Below are 19,661 nucleotides of genomic sequence, written 5' to 3' on the forward strand. Positions count from 1 at the left end.
TCGCTTATGCTGAGTATGGTTATTTTGCTTTTTTGATTCTCTCATTCACTGATTTGCTCATAATCTTGTATGCTGTGGCTGCAACCGGAACACCGAAAATAATTCCTGCAATGCCCATAAAGCCTCCTCCTACAATTACTGCAGCAAACACCCAGATGCCAGGAAGCCCTATGCTATTTCCAACAACTTTTGGATAAATTAAATTTCCTTCCAACTGCTGCAGAACAACAATGAATACAATAAACAGCAAAGCCTTCAGAGGATTCACAGCTACAATAAGTAAAAATCCAAGAGCTGCTCCTATGTAGGCTCCTATCATAGGTATAAGCGCCGTTAAACCCATTACAGGACCTATGATGGTTGAATACGGAAAACCAAGTATTATCATTCCTGCAGTGCAAAGAGTACCCAATATAACAGCTTCCTTGCATTGACCAACTATATAGCTTGAAAATGATTCATTTGCAGTGTTTAGCACATCATAAATTCTTGTTCTTTTTTCTTTGCTGATATATGCTTTAAAAAGTTTTTTAAATTTATTTTTTAAGTCTTCCTTATCAGCAAGTATATAAATTGAAAATGTAACTGCAAGTATAAATTCCACCACAGCTCCAAATGCTGAACCTATGAATGTCACAGTCCCAAATGTCCAGTTTCCCAAAAGACCAAGCACTTTATTCAGTACAGCATAGCCATCCATGTCAAGCTCTTTTATTTTTTGCTGAAGCGCAGGAATTTCATGTGAATTTTCAACAATCCATTTAACAACACTTTCATAAACTCCCGGAAATTTTTCCACCAGCAATGTGATGAACTTTACAAGCTGTGGTATAACAATTCTAAGAGCAAAGAAAACAACAAGAATTATTGTCATTATTGCCAACAAAATGCACACAAATCTGCGAGAACTAACAACAAGCTTGTTTTTGCTTCCAGGAAAATATAGTTTTTCATATTTAACAACTAAAATGTTAAGCACAAAAGCCATAACAGCCCCAAGCAGAAGCGGATAAACAATTCCGTAAATTTTTATTAATAAATCAACTGCTTCGTGATAATTAATAACTGCCAGAAGCATCAATGCTGCTGTAATTATAATTTTTAATATTGTTTTATAATTGTTTTTAGAATAATCAATCATATGTAATCCTTTCTATGCTACTGGTAATATTGGTAGTTATCCAGTTTCAGTAATTACATTATCCAATAAAGATTTTTGATTGTCAACAAATACATGTAATGTTCATGTTCCTCTATAGAAACACGTTGAATAAAAAGGGCTTGTTCATTTAGAACTAACCCCAACATACCATTATTATTGTCATAAATCTTCACTTATTCATTGATATATATCTGAAAATTCAACAAGAATGTTGTCAACCTTTCCACTGCTGTAGTATGGGCTGCACATATCTTCTTCCTTTTCATCTATTAGTGTTACAGGCAGCTCTACAATAAACTCGCTTCCTTCCCCTACCTTGCTATTTACAGATATGCTTCCTCCATGAATTTCTACGAGGTTTTTTACAAGAGACAATCCGATTCCTGTTCCTTCTTTATTTCTAATTAAAGTTTTTTCAACCTGTCCAAACCTGTCAAATATTACTTTAAGCTTATCCTCAGGAATTCCCACTCCTGTATCCTTGACAGAAATTTTTACAGTTTCTTCTTCATCTATAACAAAGACAAATATGTCATCTCCGTTGTTTGTAAATTTTACAGCATTTGAAAGAAGGTTTAATATTATCCTTTCAATTTTGTCACAGTCAACAGCCATAAGTAATTCTTCCACATCTGTATCGAATATAATGCTGACACCCTTTGATTTTATATAATCTGCTACTGAAAGTGTTATATCTTCCACAATGCTGACTATGTTTTCATTGCAAAGATTAAGCTTCAAAAATCCGGAATCAAATTTTGACATATCAAGCAAATTGTTTACAAGTCTTATAAGCCTGTACCCATTTTGCTTTATAACATTTAATAGCTTAGCAGATTTTTCGTTGTAATCACTGCTGTCATCAACACATTTTATCATTAGAAGCTGTACTGCGCTCAATATAACATTAATAGGTGTTTTAAGTTCATGAGATATATTTGAAAAAAATTCTGTTATGATTTTGTTGTGTTCGTTTGATTTTAACAGTTGTTCTTCATTTTCTATCAAATCATTTTTAAGAAGCTCTATTTCGTTTTTAAGGCCAAGATCCTTTAATATTACAAGCCTGGCAGGCTTACCCCTGTATGAAATATTTTCTGATGAGAATTCTATATCAACACATTCATTTTTCAAATTTGTAATTTCGATTTCTTTAAACCCAAATTCATTATTAAAATCATACACTTTAATAATATCGTCTTCATAGTTGTTCTTTAAAAACTCTTTTTGATCAATTCCTAGGATATCAGTTAAACTGCTTGCTCCTAATATTTTTGCAGCTGTAATGTTTGCATAGATTATTTTATTATCTCTTAGTATCACAATTCCGTTTCCTGAATTTTCAATTATCCATTCATAGCACTGGTCGTTATGCATTATTATGTCTTCCATACACTTTTTTTGCTTTTCTTTTTCTATTACAGCAGCATCAGCCATGTTTAAATTGATATTAATCATTTCAAAGGGTCTTTCCAATCCGTTCACTATTATGCCCATGTAAGTGAAATAATAAGAACCAACCTTGAATATATGTCCAAGCATATTATATATGTCTGTAACATCTCCATACAAAGTAAAAAACAGTTCGGAAATAACTTTGCATACTAAAGCAGCTTCAATCATAACAAATAAACTGCGGTCCATATTTTTTCTTGCCAGAAACACAATGAGGCAGCATATGAAAAAACCAAAAGCTATAATATATTCTGCATATATTTTAGCATTAGTTATTCCGTCTTCAGGAGTTCTCATAACTGGAATAAATAATTGAAGATAGACTATGTCATAAATAATAAACCCTGCAAAAACAAAATACACAATGAATATTACATAATTATTTGTCCGTACATCCTTTTTAAATAAAAAAACAAATGAAATGAGCAGAGTTACCAGCTCAATACCCCTTGAAACAATCCAGAACTTCGTATCCATGTCATACACATCATTTGATAACATCATCAAATCACCGTATGAATATGTATGAAACAAATCCATAATAAGAATAAATACATAACCAATGCCCAGAAACATAAAAAAACTGTTTTTTGATATTCTGTTTGTATGAATTGAAACTATCAATATTCCCATGGCTATAAAACAGCTGAATGTTTCCGCAAGGCTGTGAAACACATAGTAATTTACATTCCGAAGCATTACTAATCCTATAAGAATCATAATAAATAAAAAGTGTTGAAAAATATCCGTGCTGTCTTTTACAAACAACGTTTTCAAATCTGTGCTGCCAATATCAGATCTAACTGATGATTCTGTTGTTTTCATTGTATCCCCCTATATTCTTTAAATATATGATGCCTATATTGTTATAACATACATTTTATAAATCATATGTTATTTCAAAAGTCACACCTATTATGATATACCCACTTTTAAAATTCCTAACTTCATATTTTTTTACAAATTTCGACTTTTAAATATCGGATGAATATAATTCATAAATAAATAGCAATAAAAAATGCTCTTAAATTTAAGAGCATTCGAATTATCGTTAATATTATTGTGCAGCTAAAGCAGCGTTTACTGCTTCTATTATTGCCTTGCTTGTATATGTTGCTCCTGATATCACTTCAACTTCTGTTGAATCTGCTTCAACTATTTTTGCAGGTAACTGTTCAATTGCATTTGAACCAATACCCGGAGTTTCATCTGCGCCAACTGCTTCAACAGTCAGTATGTCATCTCCGTCAACTGTTACAGTAACTGTAACGTCTCCGCCAAAGCCCTTAGCTGTTCCTGTAAGAGCTCCTTCAGCTGCAGGTGCTGCTGCTCCCTTGCTTGCCAATGCTTCTTCAACAGCTTTTTTTATTGCATCACTTGTATAAGTTGCTCCTGAAACTCCATCAACATCTGTTGAATCAGCTTCAGCGATTTTTCCAGGCAACTGTTCAAGTGCATTTGAACCTATACCAGGTGTTTCGTCTGCGCCAACTGCTGTAACAGAAACTATGTCATCACCTTCAACTACTACTGTAACTGTAACATCACCGCCAAAACCTTTTGCTGTTGCAGTAAGTGCTCCTTCAGGAGCTGGTTCTGCAGGTTTTGCAGAAGTTTCTTTTGCGGGTTCAGCAGGGGCTGCAGGTTCTTCAGCGCTTTCAATTCCTAATGCAGCCCTTACAGCTGTTTTAATAGCATTGCTTGTTATTGTAGCACCTGATACTCCATCTACATCTGCAGAATCAGCATCAGCTATTAATGCAGGCAGCTGATCAATAGCGTTAGAGCCTATTCCCTGAGTTTCGCTTGCACCAACTGCTGTAACTGAAACTATATCATCACCATCTACTATCAATGTAACTGTTACGTCACCGCCAAAACCTTTAGCTGTTGCTGTTAGTGTTTCTCCCTGTGAAGTTAAATTCGTAGCTACTTGTAAAAAACCAAAAGACAGCACAAAAACCAACACAATAATTAATCCTTTTTTCATTTCCTTCCTCCTTAAAAATATAATCACTCTAGTCAAAATCCATTGAAAAGAGCAATATAGTGGACGTTTATGATGTTAAAATATTACCCACTGATTTTTGATTATACTATACTTCTTTGATTATGTAAAGTTTATGTGTGACAAAAAAATGATTTTCTTAAACTAAAACACTTGTAAAATCTGCCACATTCTTTCTTTAAAATGATTTACAGAGAACCTTCCTCGTATATAAAAAAGCTCCTTATTTTCATAAGGAGCTTTTCTTATATTACAGTCCTAATTCACCTTTTAATTTGTTCAGTTCTTCGTCAACAGATGCATTGCCCATGGATGCGTATTTTTCTTCTAAGGCTTTTGCTTCATCTATTGGCTTAGTGTTAAGCTCTGCCATTGCTGTTGCTTCATCAAGCATCTTGTTTGCCTTGTCTTCCATGCGAAGAAAAGCATTTTCTGCATCTTGAAGTCTGTCTGTAGCTGAAGTATATTGATTTAAAGTTTCCTGAGTTTTTGCAACTTTTACTTTTGATTTTATCATTTCACGTCTTGCCTTGAGGCTTTCAATGTCTGAAGCAAGCTTGTCGTGCATTTGTCTCATTTTTATTGCATTTTCATGTGCTGTTGCATATGCTGTCATAAGGCCAGCCCCAAGGTTTTCAAGTTCCTGTTTTTTAGCCAAAAAGGTCCTTGCATCTCCTTCATTGCCTGCCATCAGTGCTTTTTTTGCATATTCCGCATATTTGGCAACTTCAGCCTGATTTTCATCGGCCAGACGTTTTGACCTTGTTTCTTCTGCAATAACAGAAGCAGTGCTTTTTTTGACTTCTGCCAAATCCTCTATGGCATCATGCAGATACTGGTCAATCATTTTTGACGGATCCTCCATCTTGTCCAATACTTCATTGATGTTTGCTTTGATAATATCTGTGAATCTTTCTAAAATTGACATTTTGTTACCTCCTTGAAATCATATAGCAATGTCTTTTAGACATTATGCTTCGTAGTTAATTACATTCGTCTTTTGCTTATTGATTAAAATCATTATCATCATATTTTCTGGCTAAATTTTCAGCCTCATCTTCTTCAAATTTATGAATAGGTGTATTTAAAATGTCCTCCGTCTGTTTGGCTTCCAGATTTTTTTGTTTCTTATAGTTTTTCCACCATACAAAAAGTATCAAAACCAAAACAATTATTCCAAACACAGTCATTACGCTAATCCATGGAGACCTTGTGACCGTCATGATTCTGTCAGCAGCCTCGCTGAAAGAATTGCTGAAAAATTCCTCATCAGTCAAATCATTGTCATAATAGTTCCTATCCAAGTAATCAAGCAATATATCCGCAGCTTCTGAGTCTATTACAGTCTTGGCCTGTGTGCCGCAAACATATCTGTCCATATAGCCTTCATTTTCATATTCGAAGAAAACCAAAAGTATATGTGCTTCATCTGTAAACAGCTCATCATACAAATTGCGTGCATACGCGTCAAGTTCACTTTCTGATGGATAATGGGAACCGCCTACTGTATCGGTTATGTATAAATATGGCTGAACTCCCGTTTTTTCATAAAAATATTTTAGTCCTCTCACAAGCTTTGTTTCATTGCTTATCCATCCAAGCTCATCAGTATAATAATCAGTTTCATTTACCGAACCTTTAGGAAGGGCTTCCCTTTCTACAGTGGATGTTGTAATGCCGGAGCTTTCCATTGAGCCGCTGTCAAAAGAACTTAGTCCGTTAATCATTGCAATAAATATAATAATAATCAACAAAACAATTATGAGAGTAAGACACCCGCAGCCTCCCGGGCCGCTATTTCTGTTTCTAAATCCACCTCCGCCCGTAGGGATAAACACAGGACCTCTGTAACCTCCGCCTCCCGGCCTTCCAAAGGGGCTGCCGCCAAAACCTCCGCCGAATGATCCTCCGCTGTGTCCTCCAAAAGAACCTCCGCTTCGTCCGCCGAATGAACCGCCTCCAAATGACCCTCCGCTTCTTCCAATGCTTCCAAAACCTCCGCCGCTTCGGCCTCCGCTGGACCTGCTTCCTCCAAAGGAGCCTCCTCCGCTTCTTCCGCCAGAACCACCACTTCTACCCAAAAAATTACCTCCTCAAGAACATACCTATCTATTAATTATAATATAACTCTATTTAAATTATACTATAAATATAGATGATTACAAGTATTTTCCTATTATTCATAATTATGAATAACAAGAAAATCTGTAACTGAAACAGCTTTTACTTATTAAATATTTTGAGTAAAATATTTTTGATATATTTTGAGTAAAATATTTTTGAACTATTGACAAACAAAAATATTAATGTTATATTAAATGAGTATTACAGATGTAATTATAGATTTCACATGTTTTTAGAGATTATATATAGCATTGTATATAATTTGTGAAAATATGTGAATTTTTTAAATTTACAATGGAGTATAATAAAAATTAGGAGGTACCTCATGAATAAAGGTACAGTAAAATGGTTTAACGCAGAAAAAGGATTTGGATTTATAACTGAAGAAAGCGGAAAAGATGTATTTGTTCATTTTTCAGCTATCAAAGGTGACGGATTCAAGACTTTAGAAGAAGGTCAGAAAGTTAACTTTGACATCGTTAAAGGTGACAAAGGCGAACAAGCTGCTAACGTTACTAGAGCATAATAAATGCAAATAAAAATCAGGAATTTAATTCCTGATTTTTTTATTTAAAGTTTAAATTTAAACAGTCAATGTCTGTTTCAAATCTATAAAATTCTACGCCTGCACTGGTGAGCATCCTCTTTGAAGCTTTTACTATGTCTGTATCTGAGTATTTGTCACTTAAATAAACAATTTGTTTCATCCCTGACTGTATAATGGCCTTGGCACATTCATTGCACGGGAACAATGTTGTGTATAGCCTGCTCTCTTCCAGATTTGCACCTCTGCAGTTTAGTATTGCATTCAGTTCAGCATGGACTACATAAAAATATTTTGTTTCCATTGAGTCCCCTTCCCGAGTCCAGGGATATTCGTCATCAGAACAAAATCTTGGCAGCCCGTTGTATCCTACGCTTAAAATTCTGTTTGATCTGCTGTCAACTATGCACGCTCCAACCTGTGATGAAGGATCCTTGCTTCTTTTTGATGAAAGAAGGGCTAAACCCATAAAATAATCATCCCAGCTTATATAATCATTTCTTTTAGTCATTTTTTTCTTCCTTTTTATTTGATAATATTATTTCATTATTGTATAAATATAGCGCAGTTACTGCCTGCGCTACATTTATTTTATATTACATCCAAAAAGCTTAACTGATCGCTTTCAGGAAGTCCTTTAAGACAGCCAAACTTTTTAAGAAGTTCTATGGCAGCATTTCCTATTTTTGCACTTTTCCTTAAATCATCAATTGACTTTAACTCTTCTTTGTGAGCAGCATTGTAAATTCCTTCTGCTGCAACTGTTCCCATACCAGATATGCTGTTTAGCGGAGGTCTTATGCCTCCTTCTTCAAGCTGAAATTGAGTTGCATGAGATTTGTATAAATCAATTGGTAGAAATTTGTATCCTCTCTCATACATTTCCAGGACCAACTCCAAATCATCATACATGTCCTTATCTTTATTAGATGCATCATTGCCAAGAGCATCAATTTCCTTTAATTTTTCTTTAACAACCTCTTTGCCGTTTATCATGAACTCTGCATCAAAAGCTTTAGCCCTTATGGAAAAATAAGCTGCATAATAGGCCTCAGGTATGTGCACCTTGAACCAGGCGATTCTGAAGGCCATCATTACATATGCCGCTGCGTGTGCCTTAGGGAACATGTATTTAATTTTCTTGCATGAATCAATGTACCATTCAGGAACTTCATGTTCTCTCATTAGCGATTCATATTCAGGCCATTTGGGTTCCTTAAGAGCTTTACCTTTACGCACGGTTTCCATTATTTTAAAAGCTGCATTAGGCGGCAGTCCTTTTTTGATAAGGTAGACCATTATATCATCTCTTGTACAAACTGCCTCACTTATGGTCGTGACGGTTCCGGAATCTATGAGATCCTTGGCATTTCCAAGCCACACGTCTGTACCGTGTGACAGACCTGATATACATATTAAATCCATGAATGTCTTAGGCATTGTGTCAAGAAGCATACCTCGTACGAACCTTGTGCCGAACTCCGGTACTCCGAAAGTTCCAACCTTTGAATTAATTTGCTGAGGCGTAACTTTCAAGGCTTGAGTTGATGAAAACAATGACATTGTATCTTTGTCATCCATTGGTATGGTTTTAGGGTCAACTCCTGTTATATCCTGCAGCATCCTTATTACCGTAGGATCATCATGGCCAAGTATGTCAAGCTTAAGAAGGTTCTGGTCTATAGAGTGATAATCAAAATGAGTTGTTATAATATCTGAATCAGGGTCATCGGCCGGATGTTGCACAGGACAAAACTCAAATATTTCACGTCCCTTTGGTACAACTATTATGCCTCCCGGATGCTGTCCGCTTGTTCTCTTAATACCGGTACATCCCTTGGATATTCTAATGATTTCTGCCTTACTCACTGATTTATTTTTTTCCTCAAAATATTTCTTTACATATCCAAAGGCAGTTTTGTCTGCAATTGTTCCAATTGTTCCTGCTTTGAATGTTGTTCCCTTTCCGAATATGACCTCCGTATATTTGTGGGCTTTTGCCTGATACTCACCTGAAAAATTCAAGTCTATATCAGGCTCCTTGTCCCCATTGAAGCCAAGGAATGTTTCAAACGGAATGTCGATGCCGTCTTTTGAAAGCATTTCTCCACAAACAGGGCATTTTTTGTCCGGTAGGTCAAAACCAATTTTAATTCCTAAATCAGTGAAATCTGAATGCTTGCACTTCGGGCATCTGTAATGAGGCGGAAGGGCATTTACTTCTGTAATACCCGTCATATATGCAACAACCGATGAGCCAACAGACCCCCTTGAGCCAACCAAGTATCCATCCTCATTGGATTTCCATACAAGTTTCTGCGCAATTATATACATAACGGAAAATCCGTTTTTTATGATTGAATCAAGTTCCTTGTCAAGTCTTTGCTGAACTATTTCAGGCAGCGGATCTCCATAAAGCTCATGAGCCTTTCCAAAAGCTATGTCCTTTATGGTCTGTTCGCAGCCTTCAATGTGAGGAGGACATTTCTCTGATGAAATAGGGCTTATATTCTCACACATATCTGCAACTATGTTTGTGTTCTTTACAACAACTTCATATGATTTTTCTTCTCCGAGGTAATAAAATTCCTTTAACATTTCCTCTGTTGTTTTTAAAAACAGTGGAGCCTGGTAATCAGCATCCTTGAATCCCTGTCCTGCTTCAAGTATACGCCTGTATATTTCATCTTCAGGGTCCATGAAGTGAACATCTCCCGTGGCAACAACAGGCTTATTGAACTTTTCTCCTAAAGCAACTATTTTTCTGTTTATGTTTCTCAAATAATCTTTGTCAGGTACCTGTTCAGTCCTTATGAGGTAGTCATTGTTCCCTATTGGCTGTATTTCAAGATAATCATAAAATTTAGCTATCTTTTCTATTTCTTGTTCTGGTTTTCCTAATAATATGGCCTGATACAGCTCTCCTTCGCTGCATGCACTGCCTATTATCAAACCTTCTGAGTGTTTTTCAAACATGCTTTTCAATATTCGAGGTTTCTTGTAAAAATAATCCAAATGCGAATAAGACACAAGCTTGTATAAGTTTTTCAGGCCAGTATAATTTTTGGCCAATATTATTGCATGATAAGTTTTAAGCTTTTTGTAAGATTCATTTCTTGACTGTTCATCAGAAGCATATTTGTCTATGTCATCCAGTGATTCTGCTCCTCTTTTAACAAGCATTTCAAGCATCACATTAAAAACCTTCACTGTTGTCTCCACATCGTCAAGTGCCCTGTGAGCTACATCAACCTTTATTCCAAGATTTTTTGCAATCCTTCCAAGCTTGTATGTTTTGTAATCTGGAAACAGTTCATGCGCCAAAGATAATGTATCTAAATAAGTAAAATCGAAAGCGTATCCAAGTTCCTTGGCATTATGTTTTAGAAATCCAATATCAAATTCTGCGTTATGGGCTACAAGCACGCTTCCCTCAATAAAGTCAAGCATTTTTGGAAATACCTTATCAATAGTTTCTGCGTCACTTACCATGTCATCTGTTATGTTTGTAACCTCAACAACCCTTGCAGGAATAGGCTTTTGTGGATTTACAAAACAGCTGAATTCATCTACTACCTTTCCGCCTTGTATTTTCATGATACCTATTTCAGTTATTTTTTCTGTAACAGGAGAAAATCCTGTAGTTTCAAGGTCAAGCACACAGTATACAGTGTCGATTGATTGCCCCTTGCAATTAGTAACGGACGGCTTTTTATCAGGAGCAAGATAAGCCTCCACCCCATATATTATTTTCATGTCAGGATTATCTCTTCCAAGGAGCTTATGAGCTTCTGGAAATGCCTGAACAACACCATGGTCTGTTATGGCCATGGACTTCATCCCCCATTCCATTGCTCTTTTTATGAGATCAGCAGCATTTGTCATGGCATCCATCTGGCTCATCTGTGTATGCAGGTGAAGTTCAACCCTTTTCTGTTCAGAATTATCCATTCTCTTGACTTTTTTGATACCTTCAGTTTCAACAATTGTATTTGCAATGAGCTCAATTTCTCCTGAAAATTTACTGAATCCTGAATTGCCGTAAATTTTTACTCCTTTAGCTTTTTTGAGCCTCGGCACAACTTCAGCATCTTCTCCGGGCTTCAAGAACATCTTGCACGTCATGGAACTTGAGCCATCATACACATCAAAAGAAACAAGTATTTTTCCGCTTCTAAGTTCCTTTGCTTCAAGATTTGAAATTTCTCCTTCTATGGCAACTCTTCCTTCATCAGGAGTAATATCGATAATTTTTACAATAGGATCTTTGAGGTTTATATTTCTTCCAAGTATGAGCTGCGGATTTGTCTTTTTCCCTGAAGTCTCAGCTTTTGCTTCCTGTTTAAATTCAGGAATCTTTTTAGACTGTGCAGGAGCTGATACCGTGGGAGCAAATTGAGCTTCCCTCTGAAGTTCATACATTTCCTTTGCAAGAACATCTTCCTGCTGCCTTATGAATTCCTCCTGACTTACCTTGTCTACAAAATTAATATGATATGGAGTGCCGTATAGTTTTTTTACAGCTTCATGAATTTTTTTATCGTAACCTTTGGCTTTCAATATTTCAGACACAGCCGATTTAAATTTAAAAACAATAGTATTTTCAGCTATTTCATACTCACTGTCTTTAAGAACCGCCTTTAATGCAGGAAACTTGTCCGATATCATGAAAACAATATTTTTAAGCTCATCTTCAATGGGCTTTTTGTTTGTTTCATCAGAATAACTTACAATTATTTTAGAATCGCTAAGTGCAAATCTTCTTTTAATAAAGTCATTGAGTGATTCCAATTCTTTTACTTCAATATATTTATCGGATTTGATTTTTAATTCGAGGGATTTTGTTTTTTTGCTGAGAACAACTCCTTCAACCAGAGCAAAGTTCAAGTTGCCCACAGCTTCATAATCACCAAATATTTCTTTAATTTTTTTCATTATACAACCTTCTTAAAAGTTCAATATTTTATATTATATAACATAGATTAATGATTTGTACATAGAAAAAACGTCTCATATTTTCAATTATCAAATTGATGTATATAATTTTTGTTGATTTTATCCCGCTTTACTTTTATCCAAACTGAATTTAATGGCATTAAACTTTTTTTATGCAATATATATAATATATGAAATTTGTTGAAATTTATTTTGTTTTAAGGGGGAAATTTTTATGTCCGTTCAAGATTATTTTTTTAATCCAACTGATGAACAGCGACACCAGTTGTTTCTAAATTCCTTAAACCGTTCTGGCAGATCTGAAGACTTTCAAAATATTTTAAACCTTTTAAGACCTCCCCATGAAATTTATCAATATGCAAAGCCAATGACTCTTGAAAATTTAAAAATTGGGATAATTGGCGCTGGGCTGTCAGGACTGGCAGCTGCATATGAACTGAGAAAGCTTGGTGCAAATATTACTATATTTGATGCAGAATCTAACAGGATAGGCGGAAGAATTTATACTTCTTATTATAATGACTCCAAGGATTTTTATGTGGAATTAGGTGCCATGAGAATTCCTGTATCTCATGAAACAACCTGGCATTATATAAATTTGTTCAATTTGGAAACTGAATCATTGTCTTCTCCCCGATCAAACAACTTTATCTTTGTAGACAATGTAAGGGTAAGACGTGATTTTTCAGGTCAAAGCATTACTGATAATATATATCCTTATTACAATTTGACTGAAAGTGAAAAAAATACACCATGGAATGAATTAAGTGATTATGCTGCAGAAACAATGCTGGACAGTCTCACTCCAGAAATGCGAACAGAAATACTAAAAATTCAACCTCAGTACTCTGAAGAATATTCAAGAATCACAAAGCTAAGCAACAGACAGGTTTATGAACAATTGGGATTAAGTCAAAGTGCCATAAACTTAATATCAGCAGTTGAACCCTTCACAGCAGCTCTTTTAAACACAAGCCACGATGAAACAATGAGCAGCATATATTCTTTTGATTTTCTCAATACTTACAGAATAAAAGGGGGTATGGTAAATCTACCCTTGGCATTCTTCGATTCTCTCAACAACCCTAATCCTCCTGAATTTCAATATGACACTGGTATTTTAGGAAAAGTCTCCATAAAATTAGGGTATGTTGTAAATGGAATTATGAAATCGTCTGACAACAAAGTAAATATAATTTATGATGATCCAAACAATGTAAAATTAATGGATACATATGATTTTGTAGTATGTGCGGTTCCTTTTTCTGTATTGAGAACATTTGAACTTTCACCATTTTTCAGCGAATTGAAAATGCAGGCAATCAGAGAACTTAATTACATTGATGCTCATAAGACAGCTTTTTTATGCAGGAAAAGATTTTGGGAAGAAAATTCGCCCTATGGCAACATTAATGGCGGAATATCTTTTACAGATCTAGCCATTCAATCTGTTGTCTACCCTCCTGACCACATAAGGTGTCTCAGTGAAGGATTGTGTTCTGCTGATTCTCCAGGAGTTTTAATAGCCTCATATAACTTAGGCCAGGACGCAACAAGAATCGGCGGTCTTAATATTTACAGAAAACTTGAAACAATACGCAAGGATGTTGAAAAGGTTCATGGTCTTCCGGATGGATATTTAAATACGTTAATACAAAGTTACAGAACGGTTCACTGGAACGCAGAACCTTGGTTCAGAGGAGCTTTTGCAGTGGCGTATCCCGGTCAGAAAGTGAATTTTCTATACAATATGCTGCTGCCTGAATATGACAACAGGGTATTTTTTGCAGGAGACCATGTTTCCGTAAAACCCGGGTGGATACAGGGAGCATTATATTCAGGTAAATTTGTTGCCAATCAAATTGCAATGCAAACCATTACAGTTTAAACCATCAATAATGTTGCATTTAATTCAAATTTCATTAAATATTAAAGGACGTTAGTTTTTTATACAAAAGTAACGTCCTTTTTTAAAAAATTATTTTTAAATTACTAACCACCACATCTAAGAAAGTTCAGCTGAAAGGCAGCAATAAAACCATCAAACTTATCCTCTTCTACTGCAATTGATACTAAAACATTCTGAATTTTTAAGGCTTTATATTCAGACATTGTATGAGGTCCAACTGTTGCTTCCCAAAATGGTCCTTTGATTTTTTCATCATCTTCCAAAGTACCTCCAATTTTGAGAAAGTAATCTATAAACTCATTACGGTTTATTCCACCAAATTTAACAGATAGAGTTTTTATCTTACCACGTCCTTTCAATAATTTAATTAAAATTAATTATACACATGCTTTCTTGCTGTGTAAAGCAGGATGCTTTATTTATTGATTAATCGAAAGTAAAATAGTATAATTTCATCAGTATTCATAACTAAAAGTTATTGTTAGGAGATTATTAAATGGATGAAAAAGATTATGAAATTCTTCTTGAATTATATGAAACTAAAAATATTACTAAAGTAGCACATAAGCTATTCTTATCTCAGCCTGCTTTGACAAAAAGACTAATAAGGATGGAAGCTGAGTTAAATTGCAATTTGCTTGTTCGTTCAAAAAAAGGTGTTATATTTACGCCCATTGGCGAAACTATTATATCCTACATAAAAACTATTTATAAAACTACTGTTGAAATGAAAAATCATGTAAATATTAACAAAGGTTTCATAGGCGGAACGTTAAACTTGGGATGTTCAGTGAATTTTTCTCATTACAGATTGCCAGGGGTCTTAAAAGCATATACTCAGCTATATCCTATGGTAAATATAAATATAACAACTGATCAAAGCAAAAACTTATACAAAATGTTGATGAATGATGAAATTCCAATTGCCATTGTCCGGGGAGATTTTAAATGGGATGAAGGAAAAAATCTATTGTTTAAAGAACCCATGCTAGTGGTGTGCAACGAAGAAAATAAAGACAAACCGCTTGATTCATATCCATATATTAACCGAAGCACTGATGCAGGATTGAGTCTGGAGCTTCATAAATGGCTCGAGGAAAATAATCTTCCAGGCAATACTTCAAAAATTTGTCTTGATAATTTAATATGCTGCATGCAAATGGTACGAAACGGTATAGGATGGTGCATACTTCCTCAAATTTGTTTAGATGAATTTGAAGGGCATACTGAAAAACTATGCTTTAAAGATGGAACACCTTTAGAAAGAAACACATACGTCCTATATAAAAATTCATATTATGAACTTCCGCAAGTTCAGCTTTTCATTAAACATTTGACAGATAGCTAGTCGCTAAAATTTAGATTTTTATCCTGGAATCGTATATAACAAAAATATTTTAAAAATTTTTTTATTTTATGTTTAAACCCAAAATCATCGGGTATATATAGCATACAACATCGGTTACTATAATTCTAACAGAGTCAATACAATTACCAGTTGTAATGGTTAAATCGTGGTCTAGCCCGTTAACAGTTAGATTATATAAAGCGGCTAAACCTTACAAGAGTAAAGATATTGGTAGGGTAGCAATTAAGTAAATTGAATGTTGAATCTTTACCGAGAGGTATTGAATGGGTATCCAAGAAAATAAGTAGCGCCTGGTATCTAGTACAAGATATTCAGGCGCTACTTAATTTTTTGTTGATTTTTTATTTTCTAAAATAGGCTACCTTATAATGGTTATTATCTTATTTATTTCATCATAGTCAACTGTTGCTCCCAATGTCTCGCTGACAAAGCGTAAAGGAACAAACGTCCTGCCAGGTGGCTGTATGATTGATTTACTGTCGAGTGTAACTCTCTGACCATTAACTTTAGCTTCTTTTTCTCCAATAGTAAGTACCAGTTCTTTATCTTTATCTTTTATATTAACCTGACGTGATGCGTTTAGCCATTCAACGTTAGCACCTAAAGCCTCGCTTACAAAACGTATACCAATATGGGTACGATTTGTGTTTGTATCAATATAAGGTGCTGCATCCAGCACGTATGGCTGACCGTCAATAGTAGCCTGGGTGCTGTCTATAGTGAGAGTAATAATCTTCTGTTTTGGGCCTAATTTGACAATGTTTGTAAATTCCCGGCTGGAGGTTCTGCCTTTATTATCAGTAACAGTAATCGTGAATGTGAAATTCCCCGGCAGTATTGGTGTGCCGCTAAATGTACCGTCCTTCTCTAAGCTCAGTCCTTTAGGCAGTGAACCTTTAGTTACATTAAATTTGTATGGACTGCTCCCTCCTGTTGCTGAGAATTTATGTGAAAATGGTTTTCCGGGAGTCCCTTCAGGTATTTTAGACCAAGTAACACCTAATGGTCTATAATGACTGCCTCCTCCACTGGAGGAAGGAGTGCTGTCATTAATTGTTATAACCATGTCTTGGTCCGTTCCTTCGCTAAAGTCAAATGTTAAAGTCATGTATCCGTTTGCCTGCAGTTCCAGGTACGATTTATTAATGGTTACTTTGCTTTCATTGACAGAATAATCTGTTCCTTCTGAAAGAACAATAGCGCCGTTTTTAATAGCACTTATGGTTGTACTTTGTGAAGTTATGGTTACTACAATATCCTTATAATTTTCTGAACTGCTGTATTTGTCAAAGATAGCAGATGTAGGTGATATAGTTGAATCTGATGGTTTTTTTACCCATTTTGCATAAACGGTTATATCGTCATGGACTGCTGTATTAGCTAAAAATACTGTTCCCCATCCTTCTCCGCCATCCACTCCTATTCCGTCATCAGCAATACCGTTACCGGTCCACCATCCAGAAAAAGTATAATCAGTCCTGGTAGGTTCATTTGGCAGAATGTCTACGCATGTAGCAGGTTCTTTTACATTTTTTGTTGCTGGATTAGCTTCAGTATCTCCGCCGTTTTTATCAAATATGACTGTATAAGTATCAGTTATATTGGATGCGCCTGAATTATTGATAAGAACTATAACATTTCCATCATCACAATTTGTCATGGCAATGTCTAACATGCTATCATCATTAAAATCGCCAGTAGTGAGACAAAGTGGCTGCTTACCAATGTTGAAATCCTGTTTAGGCAAAAATGATGAGTTCCAGCTATTAGCAAGAACTGAAATATTATTGCTATACCTGTTGCTTGCAGCTAAATCCAAACAACCATCTTTATTGAAATCGCCTGCGACAGAATCAACTGGTCCTCGATTTAGAAGAAATTTATCCCAATCTTCTGTTGTTGAAAAATCACCTGTGCCATCTCCAAGCAAGACTGATGTATATTCGATTTCAGAGTGCTCTACTATATCATTAAAATACAATAATGCAATATCAATATTTCCATCTTTGTTGAAATCTGCAGCTGTTGCACCGCCAGCTGAATAACGCTTACCCCCGCTTATAATTTCACCGATATCTGATATTGTCTTTGATGGACTATCAGGATAGAGTCCGGTACCGTCACCAAAACGAATCTGCATAGAACTAACTACGAAGCGATCACCAAAAACCACAGCCAAATCCTGTTTTCCATCATTATTAAAGTCTTCTGCAATGATTTCTTCTGGATGTCCAGGTGCGTATATTACCTGCGTTTCAGTGAAACCTGCAACTCCGTTGTTTAAATAAATAAATATTTTGCTTTGGTTCCAGTCGGTAGTTGCAACATCAGTATCGCCGTCATTATCAAAATCTCCCACTGAAGAATTATATCCTGAGCCGCAGGTAATCCATTCTGAAAACTTACAGTTTCCAACAGCCACAAATGCGTATGTTCCTTGACTGCTACTGATGATAAGATCATCTAAATTATCTCCATTCAAATTACATGCAATAACAGAAGTCGGCGCATAGACGGCAGGTGAGACAACGCGAGCTGCAAAAGTACCATCACCGTTACTTGGCAATACAGATAAATTGCTCTCATTGGAATTGACAGCAACTATATCAAGAAAATTGTCATTATTAAAATGACCTGTAGCAATGCCAGTAGGTATACCGCCTGAATAATACAATTTAGGTTCTTTAAAACTTACAGGAATAGGTGCAGCCATTGTTCCATAAGCAGAAAAAGCAATTTGAATGTTGATTTGATCATTAGCCAATTCAATCTCGCTTAATGGAATCTTCAGTTCGTATACCTTGTGATCATAATTAGCCCGTTCAGTAGTTATAAAGGCCGGAGCACCCCAAACAGTATCTAAAAGAGAAACTTTAAACACTTTGACACCATCATTAGTTTTTATATAGGCTTTAACATAATCTTCATTGCCATCCATTGTATTGTCAGGAGTCACATCAAAAGTTATGTAAAGGTTTTCTGCATCATTCATCAACCATGTATAAATAGTTCCGGCAGGATGTCCGCTGGCAGGGACTATAAATTCAGACATAAATGTTTCCTTATCAGAAACTTCAGTTATATTACCATCAACGTTTATACTGCCATATGAAGTATTTAGCATGTATGTGTAAAATTCTGACTCATTTGTTATTTCATGATACATATTGGTTAATGGAAAGTAAAAAGGTGTTTGATTTACATCAGATGAATCGACTGCTTCCGCAATTGATGAATACGCAAAAATTACTAAAAAAAGTGTAATAGCAAAAATCTTAAACCACGATTTTCTTGGATGATTCATTTTTTATACCCCCAATTTTATTACTAAATTTTTTGAAATTATAGTCTGTTACAATGAATACTTCTAGTCTTAAACCTCCTTTCCGTTAATAACTTGATAAAACAAAAATAAACAGCCGGTGACGCTGTTAGCTCACAAATGAAAAACGTACAAATAATTTCATTTGGTTATTGCTTTTAAAATATTTATAAATTGATTAAATCATTTTATAATAACAACACAATATAATATTGCTGAATCTTGTATAATATTAAAATTATTATTTGACTATTTTCGATATTGCTAAAGTAATGTAGAGAAAGAATTTGTTTTTGTTTAAACTAAATTTTTGTGGAATACTAAACAATATCATTTTTTAAGGAGATTAGTATGGTTGGTATTTTAATTGCTTTGCTGGCAGGATTATTAATGAGTGTTCAAGGTGTTTTTAATACTCGTGTAATGGATTCATCAAATATGTGGGCTACAAACAGTTGGGTGCATTTAACAGCCTTTGCTGCAAGTTTAAGTATATGGTTCTTCGCCGGCCGCGAAAATTTGCTTTCGGTGTTTAATGTAAGCAACAAATTATATCTATTTGGCGGTGTCATCGGAGCATTTATTACATTCACTGTCATTAAAAGCATATCGAGTTTGGGACCTGCTAATGCAACAATGTTAATTTTATTGGCTCAACTTGTTATTTCTTGTTTAATCGAAAGTTTTGGATTGTTCGGTATTGAAAAGATGTGTTTTGAATGGAGCAAATTAATTGGTGTAGTTTTAATGATCGCAGGCATTGTTGTATTTAATAAACTTTAAGAAAAAATTTCTTAATGCGACAAAAATAA

The 19,661-nt window shown here is 35.1% G+C and carries 13 protein-coding genes; 4 read left to right on the forward strand and 9 right to left on the reverse strand.

Going from position 1 to position 19,661, the window contains the following annotated elements:
- Positions 1-19: 19 nt before the first annotated feature.
- The 5 genes from LY60_RS04035 to LY60_RS04055 form a co-directional block, all read right to left on the reverse strand.
- Positions 20-1,141 (reverse strand): AI-2E family transporter, encoded by a 1,122-nt coding sequence (locus LY60_RS04035; RefSeq protein WP_145080343.1) that lies wholly within the window; start codon positions 1,139-1,141, stop codon positions 20-22.
- A 198-nt stretch (positions 1,142-1,339) separates the two neighbouring features.
- A complete protein-coding gene (locus LY60_RS04040) occupies positions 1,340-3,442 on the reverse strand; it encodes an MASE3 domain-containing sensor histidine kinase (protein WP_145080346.1) in 2,103 nt (700 codons plus the stop codon).
- Positions 3,443-3,674: 232 nt separating this feature from the next.
- The gene (locus tag LY60_RS04045; RefSeq protein WP_145080349.1) at positions 3,675-4,607 is read right to left on the reverse strand and encodes an FMN-binding protein; all 933 of its coding nucleotides are present in this window, start codon (positions 4,605-4,607) and stop codon (positions 3,675-3,677) included.
- Positions 4,608-4,875: 268 nt separating this feature from the next.
- On the reverse strand, positions 4,876-5,553 hold the full coding sequence (locus LY60_RS04050) for a PspA/IM30 family protein (protein WP_145080352.1): 678 nt from the start codon (positions 5,551-5,553) through the stop codon (positions 4,876-4,878).
- A 76-nt stretch (positions 5,554-5,629) separates the two neighbouring features.
- Positions 5,630-6,706, reverse strand: a complete 1,077-nt coding sequence (locus tag LY60_RS04055; protein WP_145080355.1) for a hypothetical protein — start codon at positions 6,704-6,706, stop codon at positions 5,630-5,632.
- Between the two features lie 368 nt (positions 6,707-7,074).
- Between LY60_RS04055 and LY60_RS04060 the strand changes: the two genes are divergently transcribed.
- Positions 7,075-7,275, forward strand: a complete 201-nt coding sequence (locus LY60_RS04060) for a cold-shock protein (protein WP_019227174.1) — start codon at positions 7,075-7,077, stop codon at positions 7,273-7,275.
- 40 nt (positions 7,276-7,315) lie between these two features.
- Here the strand turns inward: LY60_RS04060 and LY60_RS04065 are convergent, their stop codons facing one another.
- Both LY60_RS04065 and polC read right to left on the reverse strand, forming a co-directional pair.
- Positions 7,316-7,804 (reverse strand): deoxycytidylate deaminase, encoded by a 489-nt coding sequence (locus LY60_RS04065; protein WP_145080358.1) that lies wholly within the window; start codon positions 7,802-7,804, stop codon positions 7,316-7,318.
- An 80-nt stretch (positions 7,805-7,884) separates the two neighbouring features.
- On the reverse strand, positions 7,885-12,228 hold the full coding sequence (gene polC / locus LY60_RS04070; RefSeq protein ID WP_145080361.1) for a DNA polymerase III subunit alpha: 4,344 nt from the start codon (positions 12,226-12,228) through the stop codon (positions 7,885-7,887).
- Between the two features lie 235 nt (positions 12,229-12,463).
- Between polC and LY60_RS04075 the strand changes: the two genes are divergently transcribed.
- Complete coding sequence (locus tag LY60_RS04075) at positions 12,464-14,137, forward strand: flavin monoamine oxidase family protein (protein WP_145080364.1); 1,674 nt, start codon at positions 12,464-12,466, stop codon at positions 14,135-14,137.
- Between the two features lie 104 nt (positions 14,138-14,241).
- On the opposite strand, the gene LY60_RS04080 is transcribed toward LY60_RS04075, so the two are convergent.
- Positions 14,242-14,517: a MoaD-like domain-containing protein gene (locus tag LY60_RS04080; protein ID WP_145080366.1), complete on the reverse strand. Its 276-nt coding sequence runs from the start codon at positions 14,515-14,517 to the stop codon at positions 14,242-14,244.
- Between the two features lie 137 nt (positions 14,518-14,654).
- On the opposite strand from LY60_RS04080, the gene LY60_RS04085 reads away from it, so the two are divergent.
- Positions 14,655-15,506, forward strand: coding sequence for a LysR family transcriptional regulator (locus tag LY60_RS04085; protein ID WP_145080369.1), 852 nt, complete (start codon positions 14,655-14,657; stop codon positions 15,504-15,506).
- Positions 15,507-15,885: 379 nt separating this feature from the next.
- On the opposite strand, the gene LY60_RS04090 is transcribed toward LY60_RS04085, so the two are convergent.
- The gene (locus LY60_RS04090) at positions 15,886-18,831 is read right to left on the reverse strand and encodes a stalk domain-containing protein (RefSeq protein ID WP_145080372.1); all 2,946 of its coding nucleotides are present in this window, start codon (positions 18,829-18,831) and stop codon (positions 15,886-15,888) included.
- Between the two features lie 369 nt (positions 18,832-19,200).
- On the opposite strand from LY60_RS04090, the gene LY60_RS04095 reads away from it, so the two are divergent.
- A complete protein-coding gene (locus tag LY60_RS04095) occupies positions 19,201-19,632 on the forward strand; it encodes a DMT family transporter (RefSeq protein WP_145080375.1) in 432 nt (143 codons plus the stop codon).
- Positions 19,633-19,661: the final 29 nt, after the last annotated feature.

The sequence above is a fragment of the Sedimentibacter saalensis genome, from assembly GCF_007830175.1.
Taxonomy (GTDB): domain Bacteria; phylum Bacillota; class Clostridia; order Tissierellales; family Sedimentibacteraceae; genus Sedimentibacter; species Sedimentibacter saalensis.